Below are 16,306 nucleotides of genomic sequence, written 5' to 3' on the forward strand. Positions count from 1 at the left end.
GCTTGGGTCAGGCGCTTTCGCCCTGGGATTTGCGGTAGAGCTCCCAGGCGTCAAACTCACCCTCCTCGGTGATGCACACGCCGTATTGGTTGCCCTCCGGATCTTCGCGAATCTCGTAGACGCCGTTGCTCTCCACGCAGAACACGGCGGCGGGGTTCGCCAGATCGACCTGATCCACGTCGCGCGTCGAGTCGTTGCAGGCGGCCAGAGCCGCGAGGGCGGCGAGGGGGAGGGTCATTTTGTGCAGCATTTGATACCTCATCGGGAAATATTATTTCGCAATTGCCGGGGCTTGCCCCCCACCAGCATGGCGATCCGGCGCGAAGTTACCACCTTTTTTTCGTGCTTCCCCAAGGGAAGTTTGGGGCCGGGTTTCGGCCTTGTTTCCTTGAGCCGGCCCCGGTTCAAGGCCAGCGCGGATTTGCCTGAAAATCAGCAGTGGATTGAACGGTTTTTGAGCAGAGAGTGAAAAAATCCCTTGCCGAAACCGGTTTCGAAACAAAACCATTGGACAGCGAAACCGCTGCCAAAAGCGAAACCAAGATGCAACAGGAAGGGGTCGGCGTGAAACAGAGCCGCATCACCATCGCCGATGTCGCCGATGCGCTGGGCGTGACGAAGGGCACTGTCTCCCGCGCGCTCAACGGCTATTCCGACATCGCCGACAGCACGCGGCTCAGGGTGCAGCGCAAGGCGCAGGAGCTGGGCTATCGCCCCTTAAGCCATGCGCAGGCGATCCGCACCGGGCGGGTGCGCTCGATCGGGCTGGTGCTGCAGATCAACGCCCATGATGCGCAGCGCCCGTTTCTGGCCGATTTCCTGTCGGGCGTCACCAAGGGCGCGAGCGATGAGCACTGGACGCTCACCGTCTCCACCGCGGCTTCCGACACCGACATGCGCGACACGCTCACCCGCCTCGTGGAGGAGCGCAAGGCTGATGGGTTCATCCTGCCGCGCGCGTTGCGCCGGGATTACCGGGTGGAGCTTCTGCGCCGCCTTGAGGTGCCGTTCGTGCTCTATGGCCGCACCAATGATCTGACGGGCTGCCCATTTTACGACATCCGCGGCGAGCAGGCGATGGAGGAAGCTGTGCTGCGGCTGGCGGCCTTCGGGCACCGCCGGATCGGCTTCATCAACGGCGGACTGGAATATACCTATAGCGCCCTGCGGCTTGAGGGCTTCAAGGCCGGGCTTGCGAAAGCCGGCCTGATTTATCGCCCTGAATACATTCAGGAAGATGCCGTGACCGTGGCGCAGGGCCATGCGGCGGGCGAGCGCCTGCTGGGGCAAGCCGAGCCGCCCACGGCGATTGTGTGCGCTGTCGATATGGCGGCACTGGGGCTCTATCAGGCGATCCGCGCCGCCGGGCAGGAGCCGGGCCGCGATGTGTCGGTTATTGCTTACGACGGGGTGCCGGAAGGGGCTTATGCCACGCCGCCGCTCACCACTTTTGCCGTGGACAGCCGCCGCGCGGGCGAACGCCTTGCGCGCCTGCTGATAACCCGCATTCGCGGCGGCCACCCCGATACCCTGCGTGAGTTCGACACCGCGCAGCTTGTGGTGCGCGGCTCCGACGGGCCGCCCCCGCGCCCCGATTTCACCACCTGACGAACGACTTGAGCAAAAAGAGACTGGGAGGAAAACAATGACGATTTTTGCCAAAACATCCACGGGCCGCCTGCTGGCGGGCGCTGCCGTGGGCCTTGCCTTCAGCGCCATGGCCGTTCAGGCCGACACCATCCGCTTCTGGACAACCGAAGAGCAGCCCGAACGCCTCGCCAAACAGGAGGAAATGGCGGCGGCCTTCAAGGAAAGCACCGGCACCGAAGTGGAGGTGATCCCGGTTTCGGAAAGCGATCTGGGCACCCGCGCCACGGCCGCTTTCGCCGCCGGTGATCTGCCGGACGTGATCTACCACACGCTGCAATACGCTCTGCCCTGGGCTGAGGCCGGGATCCTCGATACTGAGGCCGCCACCGATGTAATCGCCGAGCTGGGCGAGGGCACCTTCGCCTCCGGCGCGCTGGCCATGGCCGCCTTTGACGGCGGCACGGCGGCTGTGCCGGTGGACGGCTGGACGCAGATGGTCGTCTACCGCAAGGATCTCTTCGACGCCGCTGGCCTTGAAGCGCCGAACTCCTACGCCAATGTGCTCGCCGCCATTGAAGCGCTGCACAACCCGCCGGAAATGTACGGTTTCGTGGCCGCCACCAAGGTGGATGAGAACTTCATGAGCCAGGTGCTGGAGCATGTGTTCCTCGCCAATGGCGTATCTCCGGTCGGGGCCGATGGCTTCAAGGCGCTGGAAGAGGGGCCGACGATCGAGGTTCTGGATTTCTACAAGGCGATCGCTGAGGCCTCCCCGCCGGGTGAGCTGTACTGGAAGCAATCGCGCGAGCTCTATTTCGCCGGTCAGGCCGCGATGATCATATGGTCGCCCTTCATCCTCGATGAGCTGGCAGGCCTGCGCGACAGCGCGCCGCCCACGATCAACGACGATCCGACCACCCGCGATCTGGCCGCCGCCACGGGCATCGTGACGAACTTCTCAGGCCCCTCCAACCCGGATGGCGCAGCCTGGGGCGATATCCGCTACTTCGGCATCACGTCCGATGCGGACACCGACGCGGCGATGGAGTTCATCAAGTTTTCCATGGATGACGGCTACACCCAGACGCTCTCCATCGCGCCGGAAGGCAAGTTCCCGGTGCGCAAGGGCACGGCGGATAACCCGACGGCCTTCGTGGAAGCCTGGTCCAAACTGCCCGTCGGCGTGGATCGCAAGGCCCCGCTGGGCGAGCTTTACGCGCAGGAGATGATCGACGAGATCGTCGGCGGCCTTGACGTCGCACAGCGCTGGGGCGTGGCCGAGGGGCAGCTGTCGCTGGCCTCCAAGATGATCAACGGCCAGGCCATCAACCGCATCGTGCGCCAATACATCGACGGCGAGCTTGACGGCCCCGCTGCCGTGGCCGCGATGAACGACGAGCTCGGCAAGGTCGAGTAAGCTTTTCAGGGCGTACCAGCGCCCTGTTCACGCAAAGAGCGGCGGGCCAAGCCCGGCCCGCCGCCGCTGCCGCAACCCACGGAAACCCGCCATGACATCCCTGTCCCCCCCGAAGGGCACAGGCCCGCTGGGCCGGCGCGAGGCGCGCCTGGCCTGGGGCCTCCTGATGCCGACGATCATCAGCGTTGCGCTCGTGGTCATCCTGCCGCTCTTGTCGATCTTCTGGATTAGCGTGAAGCCGGTGCAACTGGCCGACCTGCGCGCCCCTGCGCCGATTGTGCGTGAAAGCCTGCGCGGCAATCCAAAATCGCCCGCGGATGAGGCCGAATACGAGATCCGCATCCGCAATTCGAGTCAGGACAAGCCCATCCTCGGCGTGACCCTTGCCGATGTGCTCCCCGAGGGGCTGACCCTGCTGGAGTTGGACCCGCGCTGCACGCTCGATGGCGCTGCGATTTTCTGTGATTTCGGTGATCTGGAGGCCGGTTACCGGGAGCGCATGCGCATGCCAGCGCAGGTTTCGCAAGGCTTTATCGACGCCGATCCGGATCTGGACGACTCCGAGCCGCGCCTGACCTATTCTTCGGAAAACATCCTCACCAACAGCGAGTTCACGCTGGACAACTTCCGGCGTGTCTTCGACGGCGGCGAGTTCTGGACAGTGCTCTGGACGACGATGTTCTACACCGTTTTCGGCACCATCGGCGCGCTTGTCTTTGGGCTTTTCGCCGCGATGCTTCTGAACAAGAGCTTCAAGGGGCAGGGCGTGTTGCGGGGGCTTTACCTCTTTCCTTATGTCGCCCCGGTGATCGCCGTGGCCTTCACTTGGGTCACGCTCTTTGATCCCTTCTCGGGCTCCGCCAATGCGCTTTTGCTGCAGATGGGTGTGGCGAGCGAGCCGATCAACTTCTTCGGCGAACGCCCGCTGGCGCTGATCATGGTCACCGTCTTTGAAATCTGGCGCTATTTCCCGCTCTCGTTCCTCTTCATCCTCGCCCGAATGCAGAGCATCGACACCGATATGTACGAGGCAGCGGATATGGACGGCGCGAGCCCGTTCCAGAAGTTCTGGTTCCTGAGCCTGCCGCAGCTTCTGGGCATTCTCTCGGTGCTTTTCCTGCTGCGCTTCATCTGGACCTTCAACAAGTTCGACGACATCTTCCTGCTGACAGGCGGCAACGCGGGCACGCGCACGCTGACCGTGAATGTCTACGAGCAGGCCTTCGCGCTCTCCAACATCGGGGCGGGCGCGGCGGTTGCAGTGGTCGTTTTCCTCTGCCTGCTGCTGTTCTCCGTCTTCTTCTTCAAATTCATCAGCCGTGAGGAGGGCCTGTGATGGGAGCCTTGAGATATGGCTACGTGACCGCGCCGCTGCTGGGTGCGATCTGGGCTTTCACCATCGCCGTGACGGTTTCGGTGAGTTTCGCTTTCGCCACCGGGGAGGCCTTCAAGCCTTCGCTTTGGCTCTCGCTCATCCTTGGCGCGCTGGCCGGCGTGGCCGCGCTGAAACTACCGGGCCGCTGGGCCGGCGTGGGCGCAGTGAGCCTCGCCTTTGCCCTGCTGGGCGCCGCTGGCTTTGGCGCGGTGCTGACGGGGGAGGGCGTTTCGCTTGGCATGACGCTTCTGGCTGGGGCCTGCACCGGTTTTTTCACGGCGCTGCCCTTGGCGGTGTTCCTTGAGGAGTGCACCTGGGGGGAGTTGACGCGCCACGAGTTCGAGGAAGCCGTGATCCGTTTCTTCACCGGCATCGGCTACATCTTCTTCACCGCCATCGTCGTGATCCCCTTCTACGTGATGGTGATGACGAGCCTGAAAAGCCAGCAGGCGCTCTTGCAGAACCCGCTCGATTTCTCGCTGGATCTGTCCAAGGGCTGGGATCTGTTCCGCAGCTATTCGGAGCTTTTCGCCGATTTCGGCTTCGGCGGCTACCTGATGACATCGTTGCTGGTATCGGTAGCCACGGTGGCGATCACGCTCGCTTTCTCGGTGCCCGGCGCCTATGCGGTGGCGCGGCTGCGCTTTCGCGGTCAGGCGGCGTTTTCGCGCTCGATCCTGCTGATCTACATGGTGCCGATGATCGTTCTGGCGCTGCCGATCTACATCGTCTTCTCCATGGTTGGCCTGCGCAATTCCATCTTCGGGATCATCCTGATCTACCCCGTCACCACCATCCCCGTGGCGCTCTACATGCTGCAGGGCTACTTCCGTGGCCTCCCTGCGGAGGTGGAGGAGGCCGGGCTGATGGACGGGCTTTCGCGCCTTGCGGTGATCTGGAAAATCACCCTGCCGCTTTCGCTGCCCGCGCTGGCCTCTGTCTCGCTCTATGTCTTCATGATCGCGTGGAACGAGTTCCTGCTGGCCTTCATGCTGCTGGATGATCCTTCGAAATTCACTCTCACGCGTGGTGTGGCGATGCTGAACTCCTCGGAGATCCCGCGCCAGCATCTGATGGCGGGGGCGGTGATCGCCACGGTGCCGATCATGGTGCTCTTCCTCGGGCTTGAGCGCTTCATGACAAAGGGCCTCACGGCCGGATCGGTGAAGGGCTGAGCCATGACAGACAATTTCAGAAACGGGCTGGGGAACTGGCCGGAAAGACAGGACGAGATGACGGTGCAACTGGATCAGCAGGCCCGCGACATCATGACGGGAAACGATCGCGGCGGCTATACCGTGCCCACGAGTGGGCTTTACCCCTACCAGTGGAACTGGGACAGCATGTTCGCCGCGTGGGGCTTTGCCACCTTTGACCGCGCCCGCGCCTGGGCCGAGGTGGATACGCTTCTGGCCAGCCAGTGGGAAAACGGCATGGTGCCCCACATCATCTTCCACCGCGAGGTGCCGGAGTATTTCCCGGGGCCGGAGGTCTGGGGGCGCGAGCGCAGCCCGGCCACTTCGGGCATCAGCCAGCCGCCGGTGGCCGCGACGCTGATCCGCTGGATCTATGAGGCCGACACGGCGGAAGGCGAGGCACATCTGCGCGCTGTCTATCCGAAGCTTCTGGACTGGCATCGCTGGTTCATGGCCCACCGCTGCGAGCGGGGCATGATCGTTGTCACCCATCCGTGGGAAAGCGGGCGCGACAATGCCGCCGATTGGGACGCGGCCATGGCCAATGTGGATGGCTCCGGCGTGGGCGAGTACACCCGCCGCGACACATCGCACGTGGATGGCTCCATGCGCCCCACCAAGGAGCAATACGATCGCTACCTGGCGATGGTCTATTTCGGGCGGAATTGTCATTGGGATGAGGCGGTTATCCGCGAAAGCTCACCCTTCCGCGTGGCCGATCCGGGGATGAGCTTCATCTTCCTGCGCGCCTGCCGCGATCTGGCGGCTCTGGGCGCGGCGCTAGGCGAGGACACCTCTGAGATTGAAGATTGGATCGCCGTGCTGGAGGCGGGCGCGGCCAACCACTGGAACCCGCTAGGCGGCTATTATGACTCGGTCGACATCCGCACAGGTGAGTTCTGCGGCGCGCTCAGTTCCGGGGCCTTCCTGTGCTGGTACGCTGGCATTGGCGGCGATGCGATGCTGCCCTCTCTGGAGCGGATCATGCAGGCCGTGCGCTACCCGGTGCCGAGCCTTGATCCGGCCGATCCGCGCTTTGACGCGCCGCGCTACTGGCGCGGGCCGATGTGGGGGATGTTCAACGCTCTCACGGCGCGCGGGCTGGCGGAAGCGGGCCACAGGGAAATCGCAAAGGATCTGCGCGCCCGCACGGCGGAGTGCATCGCGCAGAACGGCTTCTACGAATATTTCAACCCGGTGACAGGCGCCCCGGCAGGCGGCGGGCTTTTCACCTGGACAGCAGCAATCTGGCTGACATGGGCCTCGCCCACAGCCGAAGGGAGGGCGTGATGGGCGCGATCGAGCTTAAGGCCGTCGAGAAATGGTTCGGCGAATTGCAGGTCATCAAAGGGGTCGATCTGCAGATCGACGACGGGGAGTTCATTATCTTCGTCGGCCCCTCGGGCTGCGGAAAATCCACGCTTCTGCGGATGATCGGCGGGCTGGAGGAAACCAGCCGGGGCGGCATCCTGATCGACGGCACGGATGTGACCTCGCATTCGCCCAGCAAGCGCGGGCTGTCGATGGTGTTCCAGTCCTACGCGCTTTATCCGCATATGACGGTGGGCGAGAACATGGGGTTTTCGCTGAAAACCGCTGGCGCGCCCAAGTCCGAGATCGAGGAGAAGGTCGGCCATGCGGCGCGGATCCTGAAGCTTGAGCCCTTCCTTGAGCGCCGCCCCAAGGCGCTTTCGGGTGGGCAGCGGCAGCGGGTGGCCATTGGGCGCTCCATCGTGCGCGATCCCACGGCCTTCCTGTTCGATGAGCCGCTGTCCAACCTCGATGCAGCCTTGCGGGTGGAGATGCGCTACGAGATCGCCAAGCTGCACCAGTCGCTGAAATCCACGATGATCTACGTGACCCACGATCAGGTGGAGGCGATGACTTTGGCCGACCGCATCGTGGTGCTGGACGGCGGCAAGATCGCGCAGGTGGGCAGCCCGCGAGAGCTGTATGAAAACCCGGCGAACCTCTTCGTTGCGCAGTTCATCGGCTCGCCCAAGATGAACGTGATGCCCTGCACCACGTCGGGCGATGCCTTCCAGCTGGAAGGCGGGCGCGGAGGGGCGTTCCCCGGCGGCGGCGTGGCTGTATCGGTTGGCGTGCGGCCGGAGCACATCACGCTTGGCGCATCCGGCACCGGGGCCTGCGATGGCGTGGTGGACGTGCTGGAATATCTCGGTGCGGATACCTTCGTGATCATCGACGCAGGCCCGCTGGGCCAGATCACGGTGCGGGTGACGGGCGACAGCGTACTTGCACCGGGGGAGCCGGTGGGGCTGACGTTTGATCCTGAGCGGTTGCATTTCTTCGATGCAGATGGGCTGGCGGTGTCTCAATAGAACTAAGGGCAGCAAAGACCCGCGGGGTGGCGCAAAGCGCCGCCCCGTTTTGCCGGAGGCAAACCTGCGGTTTGACGGGGGCGGGTCGGCGCTGCCCGGCGTTGCCGCCGGGCGGAACGATTGAAATACCGCAAAAGTAAAAGCGTCAGCCGACCGTTTTTGTGGTGGTCCTAAATCCCTCACCCCCGCACAAATGCCTGCCCCCCTTGCAGCCCCCAGAGCGCGACACTAAGACTCTGGTAGTGACCCATCGCGCATCATCGCGACAAGCAGCAGGCAGGCGAAGAGAATGAGAGATCCCCACGAATTCTACATGAACACCCTCGTGCCCATGGTCGTTGAGCAAACGAGCCGCGGCGAACGGGCCTATGACATCTTCTCGCGCCTTCTGAAGGAGCGGATCATCTTCCTGTCGGGCCCTGTGCACGACGGCATGTCCTCGCTCATCGTGGCGCAGCTTCTGCACCTTGAGGCGGAAAACCCGAGCAAGGAAATCTCGATGTATATCAACAGCCCCGGCGGCGTTGTGACATCGGGCCTCTCGATCTACGACACGATGCAATACATCAAGCCGAAGGTCTCCACGCTCTGCGTCGGTCAGGCGGCTTCCATGGGTTCGCTGCTCTTGGCCGCCGGTGCGCCGGGCATGCGCTTCTCGCTGCCCAACTCGCGCATCATGGTGCACCAGCCCTCCGGCGGCTATCAGGGCCAGGCGACGGACATCATGATCCACGCCCGCGAAACCCAGAAGCTGAAGGACCGCCTGAACGGCATCTACGTGAAGCATACCGGCCAGAAGCTGAAGGCCGTGGAAGAGGCGCTGGAACGGGATAACTTCATGTCCGCCGAGGAAGCCAAAGACTGGGGCCTCGTGGACGAGATCGTGGAAAACCGCGTGAAAGAGGGCGACTCCTAAGCCGCCTGCGCAGCGGCAAAAGCGCAGATTAGCGATGCGTTTTTGCCGTTGTGGATACCCGGAGGCTGGCCTAGAGTTGGCTGCAAAGCGCAGGAAAGCGCCCCAAAGGGGCGGCAACGGGCCAGCGGGCCCAGAGGAAAGCACATGGCGAACAACGCAAGCGGCGACGGCAAAAACACCCTTTACTGCTCTTTCTGCGGCAAGAGCCAGCACGAGGTGCGCAAGCTGATCGCAGGGCCGACGGTGTTCATCTGCGATGAATGCGTCGAGTTGTGCATGGATATCATCCGGGAGGAGACAAAATCTTCCGGGCTGAAATCCACCGACGGTGTGCCGACCCCGAAAGACATCTGCAATGTGCTTGATGACTACGTGATCGGTCAGGCCCACGCCAAGCGCGTGCTTTCTGTGGCGGTGCACAACCACTACAAGCGCCTCAACCACTCCGGCAAAACCGATATCGAACTGGCGAAATCCAACATCCTGCTGATCGGCCCCACCGGCTGCGGCAAGACGCTGCTGGCCCAGACGCTGGCGCGCATCCTTGATGTGCCCTTCACCATGGCCGACGCCACCACCCTGACCGAAGCCGGCTACGTGGGCGAGGATGTGGAGAACATCATCCTCAAGCTGCTGCAGGCGTCGGAATACAACGTGGAGCGCGCGCAGCGCGGCATCGTCTACATCGACGAGGTCGACAAGATCACCCGCAAGTCCGACAACCCCTCGATCACCCGCGACGTCTCGGGCGAGGGCGTGCAGCAGGCGCTGCTGAAGATCATGGAAGGCACCGTGGCCTCCGTGCCGCCGCAGGGCGGGCGCAAGCATCCGCAGCAGGAATTCCTGCAGGTGGACACGACGAACATCCTCTTCATCTGCGGCGGCGCCTTTGCCGGGCTCGACAAGATCATCGCGCAGCGCGGCAAGGGCTCTGCCATGGGCTTTGGCGCCGATGTGCGCGACGAGAGCCAGAAAACCGTGGGCGAGCACTTCAAATCGCTGGAGCCCGAGGATCTGCTGAAATTCGGCCTGATCCCGGAATTCGTGGGCCGTTTGCCCGTGATCGCCACGCTGGAGGATCTGGACGAGGACGCGCTTGTCACCATCCTCACCGGCCCGAAGAACGCGCTGGTGAAACAATACCAGCGCCTGTTCGAGCTGGAAGACGCCGAACTGACCTTCACCGACGACGCCCTGCGCGCCATCGCCAAACGCGCGATCGAACGCAAGACGGGCGCACGCGGCCTGCGCTCCATCATGGAGGACATCCTGCTCGACACGATGTTCGACCTGCCGGGCATGGACAACGTGGAGAAGGTCGTGGTGAACGAAGAGGCCGTCACGAGCGACGCCGCCCCGCTGCTGGCCTACTACGAGCCGGAAAAAGGCGAGGAAGCCAGCGCGAGCTGAGCGTTTTCAAAACCACAAGCAAGCAGGGTTGGGCTGTTCCGCAGCCCAGCTTTAGGTATTGAACGGTTGCAGCTGCGCCGTGCTTCCGATGGTCTTTCGAGAAGCCTTCTACCGCCGTTTCCTTCGGGAGGGTGTCTTGTTCTTGAAAAGGGATCTGAAATCGCTTTGTGGGTGAAGTACGCTTTCAGACCTACTCAGGCAAACCAGCCGCTTCCAACATCTCCAGGAAATACTCTTGATCTGACGCTTTCCGGTACGGAAGGTGTCGTCGAACAAACGCGCGCGTGAAGTCAGGGCTCACCTGCTTGATCCGATCGACGACCTGCCTCGCGTCATCGTCCATTCCCAATGATGCAAAGATCGCAGCGGCAAGAGAAAGAGCATTGCTGGCTTGGGGCATGTGCGATCGGACCCGCACAGCGTGAGCAAGCGCTGCTTTGCTGTCATGCAGATGGAAAAGCGCCCGCATGTAATGAACATCATAAAGCACAGGAAAATGCGGGTTCAGCTGCATGGCGCCTTCAAGGTTTGCCTTTCCAGCTTCATGCTTACCAGCGTAAATTTGCGCAAAGGCGAGATAGCTTCTGTAGGCAGCGTTCGACGGATTCATATCGCACGCCTTCTGTAGTTCCACCAAAGCCCGGTCAAAAAGTCTGTCTCTCCACAAGTAGACCCACGCGAGCACGACGAAGCCGAACGGCTCGTCATCGTTGGCAGAGGTTGCGTATAGGGCGCAGTCCCATGCGTTTTGATAGGCTTCGTTGGGGTCCATTCCCCACGAGTTGGTTGCCTCGGTTATGTAGTGCCATCCCAATAAGGCGTGTGCCCGTGCGTTCGTGGGGTCAATTTCGAGAGCTTTCTGAACATCGCTCAGCGCGCGTTGGTTGTTTTCGCGACCAACGTCAAAAATGCTCTGCTGCGCCCTCAGGATGTAGTCGTATGCGCTCAAACCGGTTTCCCGGCCAGATGCTGCATTCCTTTGGTGCCGTCGTTCTATCTGACCAACCAGCCGATTGACGATCATCGCGGTGATTTCGTCCTGCACCTCGAAAATATCCGCGGCTTCACGATTGTAGCGCTCTGCCCAGATCTCGTTGGCGGTACTGGGGTCAATCAGGCGCACGTTGACCCGTATTCTTTCGGCCGCCCTCTGGACCGAACCTTCGACGAGATACTGAACGCCCAGTTCGCTTGCGATTTCACGACTGGATTTTTCAGCGTCGCGATAGGCGAAACTTGAGTGGCGAGCGATCACAAACAGCTCATTGTAGCGCGACAGGTCGGTAATGATGTCACCCGTGATGCCGTCCGAGAAATACGCCCGCTCGGGATCGCCCGACATATTTGTAAACGGCAAGACGGCGATGGATGGTTTGGCTTTCAGGTCCGGCACAGGCAAGGGCGTCGAACGCGGTTTTTCAGCCCTCGCGACGAACCGAAAGCCGCGCCGTGGCACGGTCTTGATGTAGCGCTGCATCGCACCGGAGTCCCCGATTGCGGCCCGAGCGGCTGCAACGCAGCTCGAAATCGCGGAGTCCGATATGGCGCGACCGCCCCAAACCCCCTCCACCAACGCATCCTTCGTCACCAACTCCCCCGGGCGAGACGCGAGGAAAACGATCAACTCGAACGCAATAGGCTCAAGCGCAACCACTCCTCCGGAGCGACGCAGTTCGCCGCTGGAAAGATCAAGCTGGCAGTCCCCGAATGTGATGGTGTCTGTCGCCATGACCGACAATGGTCGGACTTGCGGTGAAATCTCAAGAGAAATGGACAACTCCGGATGGTTCCCGGACGTGACCCACAAGGATTCACGCGCCCAGCGTGGGAGACTGGTCTCACAGATTCAACCACACAGACTTGGGAGGAAAGATCATGGCCTATTCAGAGGATCAAATCTTCATGAACGCAACGCAGATCGCAGAGCGGCGTATCAGAGCCGCCCACTCGGACCAATCCCGGTTTGGCGCGAGCTTGGTCTCGGCTTTCGTCGTTTGGCTTCTCTCCAGGGCTTGGGCCGCGGCGTCTGTAACTTTCAGCCGGCAATAGTGTTCTGGCCAGCTGGGTTGGCCGTATGTCGCCTTTGCGGGCTCGGTGGCCAACAGGCAAAACCCTGATGCCCTGCTCCCCGAATACGATGTGGGTCGTCCAAGAAACCGATGATTTCGGGCTTCTTTCTTGAGGGCCACGCCGCCCTCAGCGGCTGCGGAAGTTTTTGTAGAGGCCCGTTGCAAGCCCCACGAACAGGCTCAGCCCGATCACGACGGGCACGTTGAACGTATGGCGTGCGGCCATTGTCTTTCCTTCGGGCAGGAAGAAGTAATAGCCCCCCGCCAGCGCCAGCGCGTAGAGCAGCAGGAAGCCGCCCAGCTCGCGCTCTTTGGGTTCGCGGGAATGGGTCAGCGCGTAGGCACCGTAGCCGGCGGGAAAACCGACGATCAGCAGGACGAAAATCGCATAGAGCAAGATCTGCCTCCTTTGGCTTCACGCGCCATACTGGGGGATGCGCCCGCTCAGGCAAAGGGAAATCTTTCAAGGACTTCCGGGGCAGCCGGCAGGCAGCGCTCCCGTGGTGGCCCCTCAGAGGCAGCGGCGCTCCGCCGCGATCCTTACGCGGCTCTGGACGTGGTGGCGCACATCGGTCATATGAAAGGGAAGGAAACCGGAGGGTGCCATGAACTTCTTTCTTCGTCTTCTCACCTGGTGGAACGGCTCCACGCTGGGCACGCAGATCTTCACCGCGCGCAAAGGGGTGAAGGTGGGCGAGGACGATCAGGGCAACGTCTTTTACACCACGCGCGACGGCAAGCGCCGCTGGGTCGTCTACAACGGTGAGATCGAAGCCTCGCGCGTTTCGCCCGACTGGCACGGCTGGCTGCATTTCACATGGGACGAAACTCCCAGCGAGAAGCCGCTGGCGCATAAGCCCTGGGAAAAGCCGCATCAGGAGAACCTGACAGGCTCCGCACTGGCCTATGCCCCGGCGGGCAGCCTGCGGCAGCCGCAGCCGGTGGCGCGCAAGGATTACGAAGCCTGGCAACCTGAGTGAGCATGGCTGAAAACCTGACAGAAACTCTGGTGGGGGCAGGTGTCGTGGCGGTGGCCGCGGGCTTCCTGCTTTACACCTCCCAGGTCACCGGTCTTGGCGCGGGCGGCGGTGAGGGGGCTTATCCGCTTTCTGCCAGCTTTCGCTCCGCCGAAGGGGTGACGGTGGGCACCGATGTGCGGCTGGCGGGCGTGAAGGTGGGCACGGTAACAGCCCTGCAGCTGAACCCCGAAACCTTCCGCGCCGACGCGACCTTCACCATTCAGGACGGGATCGAGATCCCCGACGACAGCGCCGCCGTGATCGCCTCCGAAGGGCTTCTGGGCGGCAACTTCGTGGAGGTCGTGCCTGGCGGCTCGCCCTTCGCATTCGCACCCGGCGACGAGGTGCTGGACACGCAGGGGGCGGTGAGCCTTGTCTCCCTCCTGCTGAAATTCGTGACAGGCGAAGGCGAATGATGGCCAAACATGTGAAATCCGCGCTGCTGGCCGCCGCGCTGGCCGCGCCGCTGATGGCGCAGGCCCAGACTTTCGGGCTGCTGCCCGAGGAGCAGCCGGGGGCCAATCCCAACGGCGAGATCATCGAAAGCCCGCTGGATGGCGAAGGTTTCGGTGATGGCATCAGCCTGATCATCGACGACACGATCCGCCTGATCGAGATCGACAACCGCGAGAAGGTGAGCCCGACGCCGGGCGGCGTGCTGCGCGCGCTCGACAAGGTCGACGGCACCACCGAGGATCTGGAACTGGCCAACGGCAGCCGCGTGGCCTTCGGGCGCATCGAGGTGGCGCTGTCGGAATGCCGCGTGCCTGCCGACAACCCCACGGGCGATGCCTATGGCCATGTGACCGTGCGCGATGATGTGCTTGAGAAAGACGTGTTCGACGGCTGGATGATCGCCTCGGCTCCGGCGCTCAACGCGCTGGATCACCCGCGCTATGACGTCTGGCTTCTGCGGTGCGCGCAAGGAGCGCAGCGGGCGCCGGAACAGCCTTCTGCCGGTCAAAGGCCGCCGCCGGCACCTGCAGAGCGGCCGTAAGCCGCTGCTTGTAGGCGGCGCGGGAGATTTCCTGCGCGCCGAGGCTCGCGAGGTGTGGCGTCAGGAACTGGGTGTCAAACAGGGTAAACCCCCCGGCGCGCAGACGGTCCACCAGATAGGCGAGCGCCACTTTGGAGGCATCGGTCTGGCGCGAAAACATGCTCTCACCGAAGAACGCCCCTTTCAGTGCCACGCCATAAACCCCGCCCACCAGCGCGCCCTCGTGCCGGACCTCCACCGCATGGGCGAAGCCGTGGCGGTGCAGGGCGATGTAGAGGCGGCGGATGCGGGTGCTGATCCAGGTTTCGGGCCGGTCGGCGCAACCGTCGAGCACGCCCGCGAAATCCGTATCGAAGCTGATCTCGAACACGCCTGACCGAATGCGGCGTGCGAGGCTGCGGGAGATGTGGAAGCGGTCCAGATCAAACACCCCGCGCCGCTCGGGATCGAGCCAGAAGATCTCGGGGTCGTCGCGCGATTCCGCCATCGGGAAGATCCCGTTGGCATAGGCCTGCAGCAGCAATTCGGGGGTGAGGGCGAGATCCATCAGGGCCTCGTCAGGGAAAGCTTGGGGGGAAGCTTCGGGGGAAGGCCCCCGCCTGCGCGGCGGGGGCGCTCCGTCAGCTCATATTGGCAGCGAGCCATTTTTCCAGCCAGTGGATGTCATAGGCGCCGGTTTGCACGGCCTCTTCCTCCAGCAGCATCGAAAACAGCGGCAGCGTGGTGTCGATCCCGTCGATGATCATCTCGCTCAGTGCGCGCTTGAGGCGGGCGAGCGCCTCAGGGCGATCCCGGCCCGAGACGATCAGCTTGCCGATCAGGCTGTCGTAGAAGGGCGGGATGGAATAGCCATCGTAGAGCGCCGAATCCATCCGCACCCCAAGGCCGCCCGGCGCGTGATAGGCCGTGACCTTGCCGGGGCAGGGGGAGAAGTTGGGCAGGCGCTCGGCGTTGATGCGCACCTCGATCGAGTGGCCGTTGATCACCAGATCGTCCTGCGTGAAGGACATCGGCAGCCCCTCGGCCACGCGGATCTGCTCGCGCACGAGATCCACGCCGAAGATCGATTCCGTCACCGGGTGCTCCACCTGCAGGCGTGTGTTCATCTCGATGAAATAGAACTCGCCGTCTTCATAGAGGAACTCGATGGTGCCCGCGCCGATGTAGTTGATGCGGGCCACGGCGTCGGCACAGGTCTTGCCGATCTGGTCGCGCAGCTCAGGCGTGATGACGGGGCCGGGAGCCTCTTCAAACACCTTCTGGTGGCGGCGCTGCAGGGAGCAATCGCGCTCGCCCAGATGGACAGCGTTGCCCTTGCCATCGCCAAAGACCTGCACCTCGATGTGGCGCGGCTTGCCGAGGTATTTCTCGATGTAGACTTCATCGTTGCCGAACGCGGCCTTGCCTTCGGCCCGTGCGGTGCGGAAGGCGGTTTCCAGATCGGCTTCGGTGCGCGCAAGCTTCATGCCGCGCCCGCCGCCACCGGCGGTGGCCTTGATGATCACCGGGTAGCCGATCTCGGCGGAGACTTTCTTGGCCGTCTCGTAATCGGGCACGCCGCCATCGGAGCCGGGCACACAAGGCACGCCAAGCTTCTTCATCGTATCCTTGGCGGTGATCTTGTCGCCCATGATGCGGATATGCTCGGCAGTGGGGCCGATGAAGGTGATGTCGTGATCTTCCAGCGCCTGCACGAAGGCGGCGTTTTCCGACAGGAAGCCGTAGCCCGGATGGATCGCCTGCGCGCCGGTGATTTCGGCGGCGGCGATGATCGAGGCGATGTTGAGGTAGCTTTCGCCGGAGGGCGGCGGGCCGATGCAGACGGCCTCATCGGCCATGCGCACATGCATCGCGTCGCTGTCGGCGGTGGAATGCACGGCGACGGACTGGATGCCCATCTCCCGGCAGGCGCGGATCACGCGCAGCGCGATCTCGCCCCGGTTTGCGATCAGGATTTTTTCGAACATGCCACCGG

15 protein-coding genes and 1 pseudogene are annotated in these 16,306 nt (G+C 63.0%); 11 read left to right on the forward strand and 5 right to left on the reverse strand.

Annotation, left to right across the window (positions count from 1 at the left end):
• Positions 1-7 precede the first annotated feature (7 nt).
• Positions 8-238 carry a DUF333 domain-containing protein gene (locus KVX96_RS07310; protein WP_261193682.1) on the reverse strand — a complete coding sequence of 77 codons (231 nt, stop codon included), beginning with the start codon at positions 236-238 and terminating at the stop codon, positions 8-10.
• Positions 239-465: 227 nt separating this feature from the next.
• On the opposite strand from KVX96_RS07310, the gene KVX96_RS07315 reads away from it, so the two are divergent.
• From KVX96_RS07315 to clpX, 8 genes are all read left to right on the forward strand, one after another.
• Positions 466-1,608 (forward strand): LacI family DNA-binding transcriptional regulator, encoded by a 1,143-nt coding sequence (locus tag KVX96_RS07315; protein WP_261193683.1) that lies wholly within the window; start codon positions 466-468, stop codon positions 1,606-1,608.
• A 37-nt stretch (positions 1,609-1,645) separates the two neighbouring features.
• Positions 1,646-3,007, forward strand: a complete 1,362-nt coding sequence (locus KVX96_RS07320) for an ABC transporter substrate-binding protein (RefSeq protein WP_261193684.1) — start codon at positions 1,646-1,648, stop codon at positions 3,005-3,007.
• Between the two features lie 91 nt (positions 3,008-3,098).
• A complete protein-coding gene (locus tag KVX96_RS07325; RefSeq protein WP_261193688.1) occupies positions 3,099-4,343 on the forward strand; it encodes a carbohydrate ABC transporter permease in 1,245 nt (414 codons plus the stop codon).
• Positions 4,343-5,557 (forward strand): carbohydrate ABC transporter permease, encoded by a 1,215-nt coding sequence (locus KVX96_RS07330; protein WP_261193689.1) that lies wholly within the window; start codon positions 4,343-4,345, stop codon positions 5,555-5,557. The genes KVX96_RS07325 and KVX96_RS07330 overlap by 1 nt, the downstream gene beginning before the upstream one ends.
• A gap of 3 nt (positions 5,558-5,560) precedes the next feature.
• Positions 5,561-6,868, forward strand: a complete 1,308-nt coding sequence (locus KVX96_RS07335; RefSeq protein ID WP_261193690.1) for an MGH1-like glycoside hydrolase domain-containing protein — start codon at positions 5,561-5,563, stop codon at positions 6,866-6,868.
• The gene (locus tag KVX96_RS07340; RefSeq protein WP_261193691.1) at positions 6,868-7,920 is read left to right on the forward strand and encodes an ABC transporter ATP-binding protein; all 1,053 of its coding nucleotides are present in this window, start codon (positions 6,868-6,870) and stop codon (positions 7,918-7,920) included. Before KVX96_RS07335 ends, KVX96_RS07340 begins: the two co-directional genes overlap by 1 nt.
• 289 nt (positions 7,921-8,209) lie before the next feature.
• Entirely contained in the window at positions 8,210-8,836 is a 627-nt protein-coding gene (locus KVX96_RS07345) for an ATP-dependent Clp protease proteolytic subunit (protein WP_261193692.1), read from the forward strand.
• Between the two features lie 144 nt (positions 8,837-8,980).
• Positions 8,981-10,246: an ATP-dependent Clp protease ATP-binding subunit ClpX gene (clpX, locus tag KVX96_RS07350; protein ID WP_261193693.1), complete on the forward strand. Its 1,266-nt coding sequence runs from the start codon at positions 8,981-8,983 to the stop codon at positions 10,244-10,246.
• Positions 10,247-10,436: 190 nt separating this feature from the next.
• Here the strand turns inward: clpX and KVX96_RS07355 are convergent, their stop codons facing one another.
• Together KVX96_RS07355 and KVX96_RS07360 are read right to left on the reverse strand one after the other, a co-directional pair.
• Positions 10,437-11,975: a winged helix-turn-helix domain-containing protein gene (locus KVX96_RS07355; RefSeq protein WP_261193694.1), complete on the reverse strand. Its 1,539-nt coding sequence runs from the start codon at positions 11,973-11,975 to the stop codon at positions 10,437-10,439.
• Between the two features lie 467 nt (positions 11,976-12,442).
• Positions 12,443-12,712 carry a hypothetical protein gene (locus KVX96_RS07360; protein ID WP_261193695.1) on the reverse strand — a complete coding sequence of 90 codons (270 nt, stop codon included), beginning with the start codon at positions 12,710-12,712 and terminating at the stop codon, positions 12,443-12,445.
• A gap of 208 nt (positions 12,713-12,920) precedes the next feature.
• Here KVX96_RS07360 and KVX96_RS07365 point away from each other — a divergent pair, with 208 nt between their 5' ends.
• The 3 genes and pseudogenes from KVX96_RS07365 to KVX96_RS07375 all read left to right on the forward strand — a co-directional run.
• Positions 12,921-13,295 (forward strand): NADH:ubiquinone oxidoreductase subunit NDUFA12, encoded by a 375-nt coding sequence (locus tag KVX96_RS07365; protein WP_261193697.1) that lies wholly within the window; start codon positions 12,921-12,923, stop codon positions 13,293-13,295.
• Between the two features lie 2 nt (positions 13,296-13,297).
• Positions 13,298-13,750, forward strand: coding sequence for an outer membrane lipid asymmetry maintenance protein MlaD (gene mlaD, locus KVX96_RS07370; protein WP_261195400.1), 453 nt, complete (start codon positions 13,298-13,300; stop codon positions 13,748-13,750).
• A 53-nt stretch (positions 13,751-13,803) separates the two neighbouring features.
• A pseudogene (locus KVX96_RS07375) lies at positions 13,804-14,193 on the forward strand (DUF2155 domain-containing protein); the annotation flags it as partial.
• Positions 14,194-14,206: 13 nt separating this feature from the next.
• Here KVX96_RS07375 and aat read toward each other — a convergent pair.
• Both aat and accC read right to left on the reverse strand, forming a co-directional pair.
• Positions 14,207-14,878, reverse strand: a complete 672-nt coding sequence (gene aat, locus KVX96_RS07380) for a leucyl/phenylalanyl-tRNA--protein transferase (RefSeq protein WP_409977087.1) — start codon at positions 14,876-14,878, stop codon at positions 14,207-14,209.
• A gap of 73 nt (positions 14,879-14,951) precedes the next feature.
• On the reverse strand, positions 14,952-16,298 hold the full coding sequence (gene accC, locus KVX96_RS07385; RefSeq protein ID WP_261193699.1) for an acetyl-CoA carboxylase biotin carboxylase subunit: 1,347 nt from the start codon (positions 16,296-16,298) through the stop codon (positions 14,952-14,954).
• Between the last annotated feature and the right edge of the window lie 8 nt (positions 16,299-16,306).

This window comes from Pseudoruegeria sp. SHC-113, from assembly GCF_025376885.1.
In the GTDB taxonomy this organism is placed as follows: domain Bacteria; phylum Pseudomonadota; class Alphaproteobacteria; order Rhodobacterales; family Rhodobacteraceae; genus Pseudoruegeria.

Excerpts from the sequence above, each read along its gene's own strand:
- KVX96_RS07310 (WP_261193682.1), bottom strand. The coding sequence starts at position 238 with ATGACCCTCCCCCTCGCCGCCCTCGCGGCTCTGGCCGCCTGCAACGAC.
- KVX96_RS07320 (WP_261193684.1), top strand. The coding sequence starts at position 1,646 with ATGACGATTTTTGCCAAAACATCCACGGGCCGCCTGCTGGCGGGCGCT.
- KVX96_RS07325 (WP_261193688.1), top strand. The coding sequence starts at position 3,099 with ATGACATCCCTGTCCCCCCCGAAGGGCACAGGCCCGCTGGGCCGGCGC.
- KVX96_RS07330 (WP_261193689.1), top strand. The coding sequence starts at position 4,343 with ATGGGAGCCTTGAGATATGGCTACGTGACCGCGCCGCTGCTGGGTGCG.
- KVX96_RS07335 (WP_261193690.1), top strand. The coding sequence starts at position 5,561 with ATGACAGACAATTTCAGAAACGGGCTGGGGAACTGGCCGGAAAGACAG.
- KVX96_RS07340 (WP_261193691.1), top strand. The coding sequence starts at position 6,868 with ATGGGCGCGATCGAGCTTAAGGCCGTCGAGAAATGGTTCGGCGAATTG.
- KVX96_RS07345 (WP_261193692.1), top strand. The coding sequence starts at position 8,210 with ATGAGAGATCCCCACGAATTCTACATGAACACCCTCGTGCCCATGGTC.
- clpX (WP_261193693.1), top strand. The coding sequence starts at position 8,981 with ATGGCGAACAACGCAAGCGGCGACGGCAAAAACACCCTTTACTGCTCT.
- KVX96_RS07355 (WP_261193694.1), bottom strand. The coding sequence starts at position 11,975 with ATGGCGACAGACACCATCACATTCGGGGACTGCCAGCTTGATCTTTCC.
- KVX96_RS07365 (WP_261193697.1), top strand. The coding sequence starts at position 12,921 with ATGAACTTCTTTCTTCGTCTTCTCACCTGGTGGAACGGCTCCACGCTG.
- mlaD (WP_261195400.1), top strand. The coding sequence starts at position 13,298 with ATGGCTGAAAACCTGACAGAAACTCTGGTGGGGGCAGGTGTCGTGGCG.
- aat (WP_409977087.1), bottom strand. The coding sequence starts at position 14,878 with ATGGATCTCGCCCTCACCCCCGAATTGCTGCTGCAGGCCTATGCCAAC.
- accC (WP_261193699.1), bottom strand. The coding sequence starts at position 16,298 with ATGTTCGAAAAAATCCTGATCGCAAACCGGGGCGAGATCGCGCTGCGC.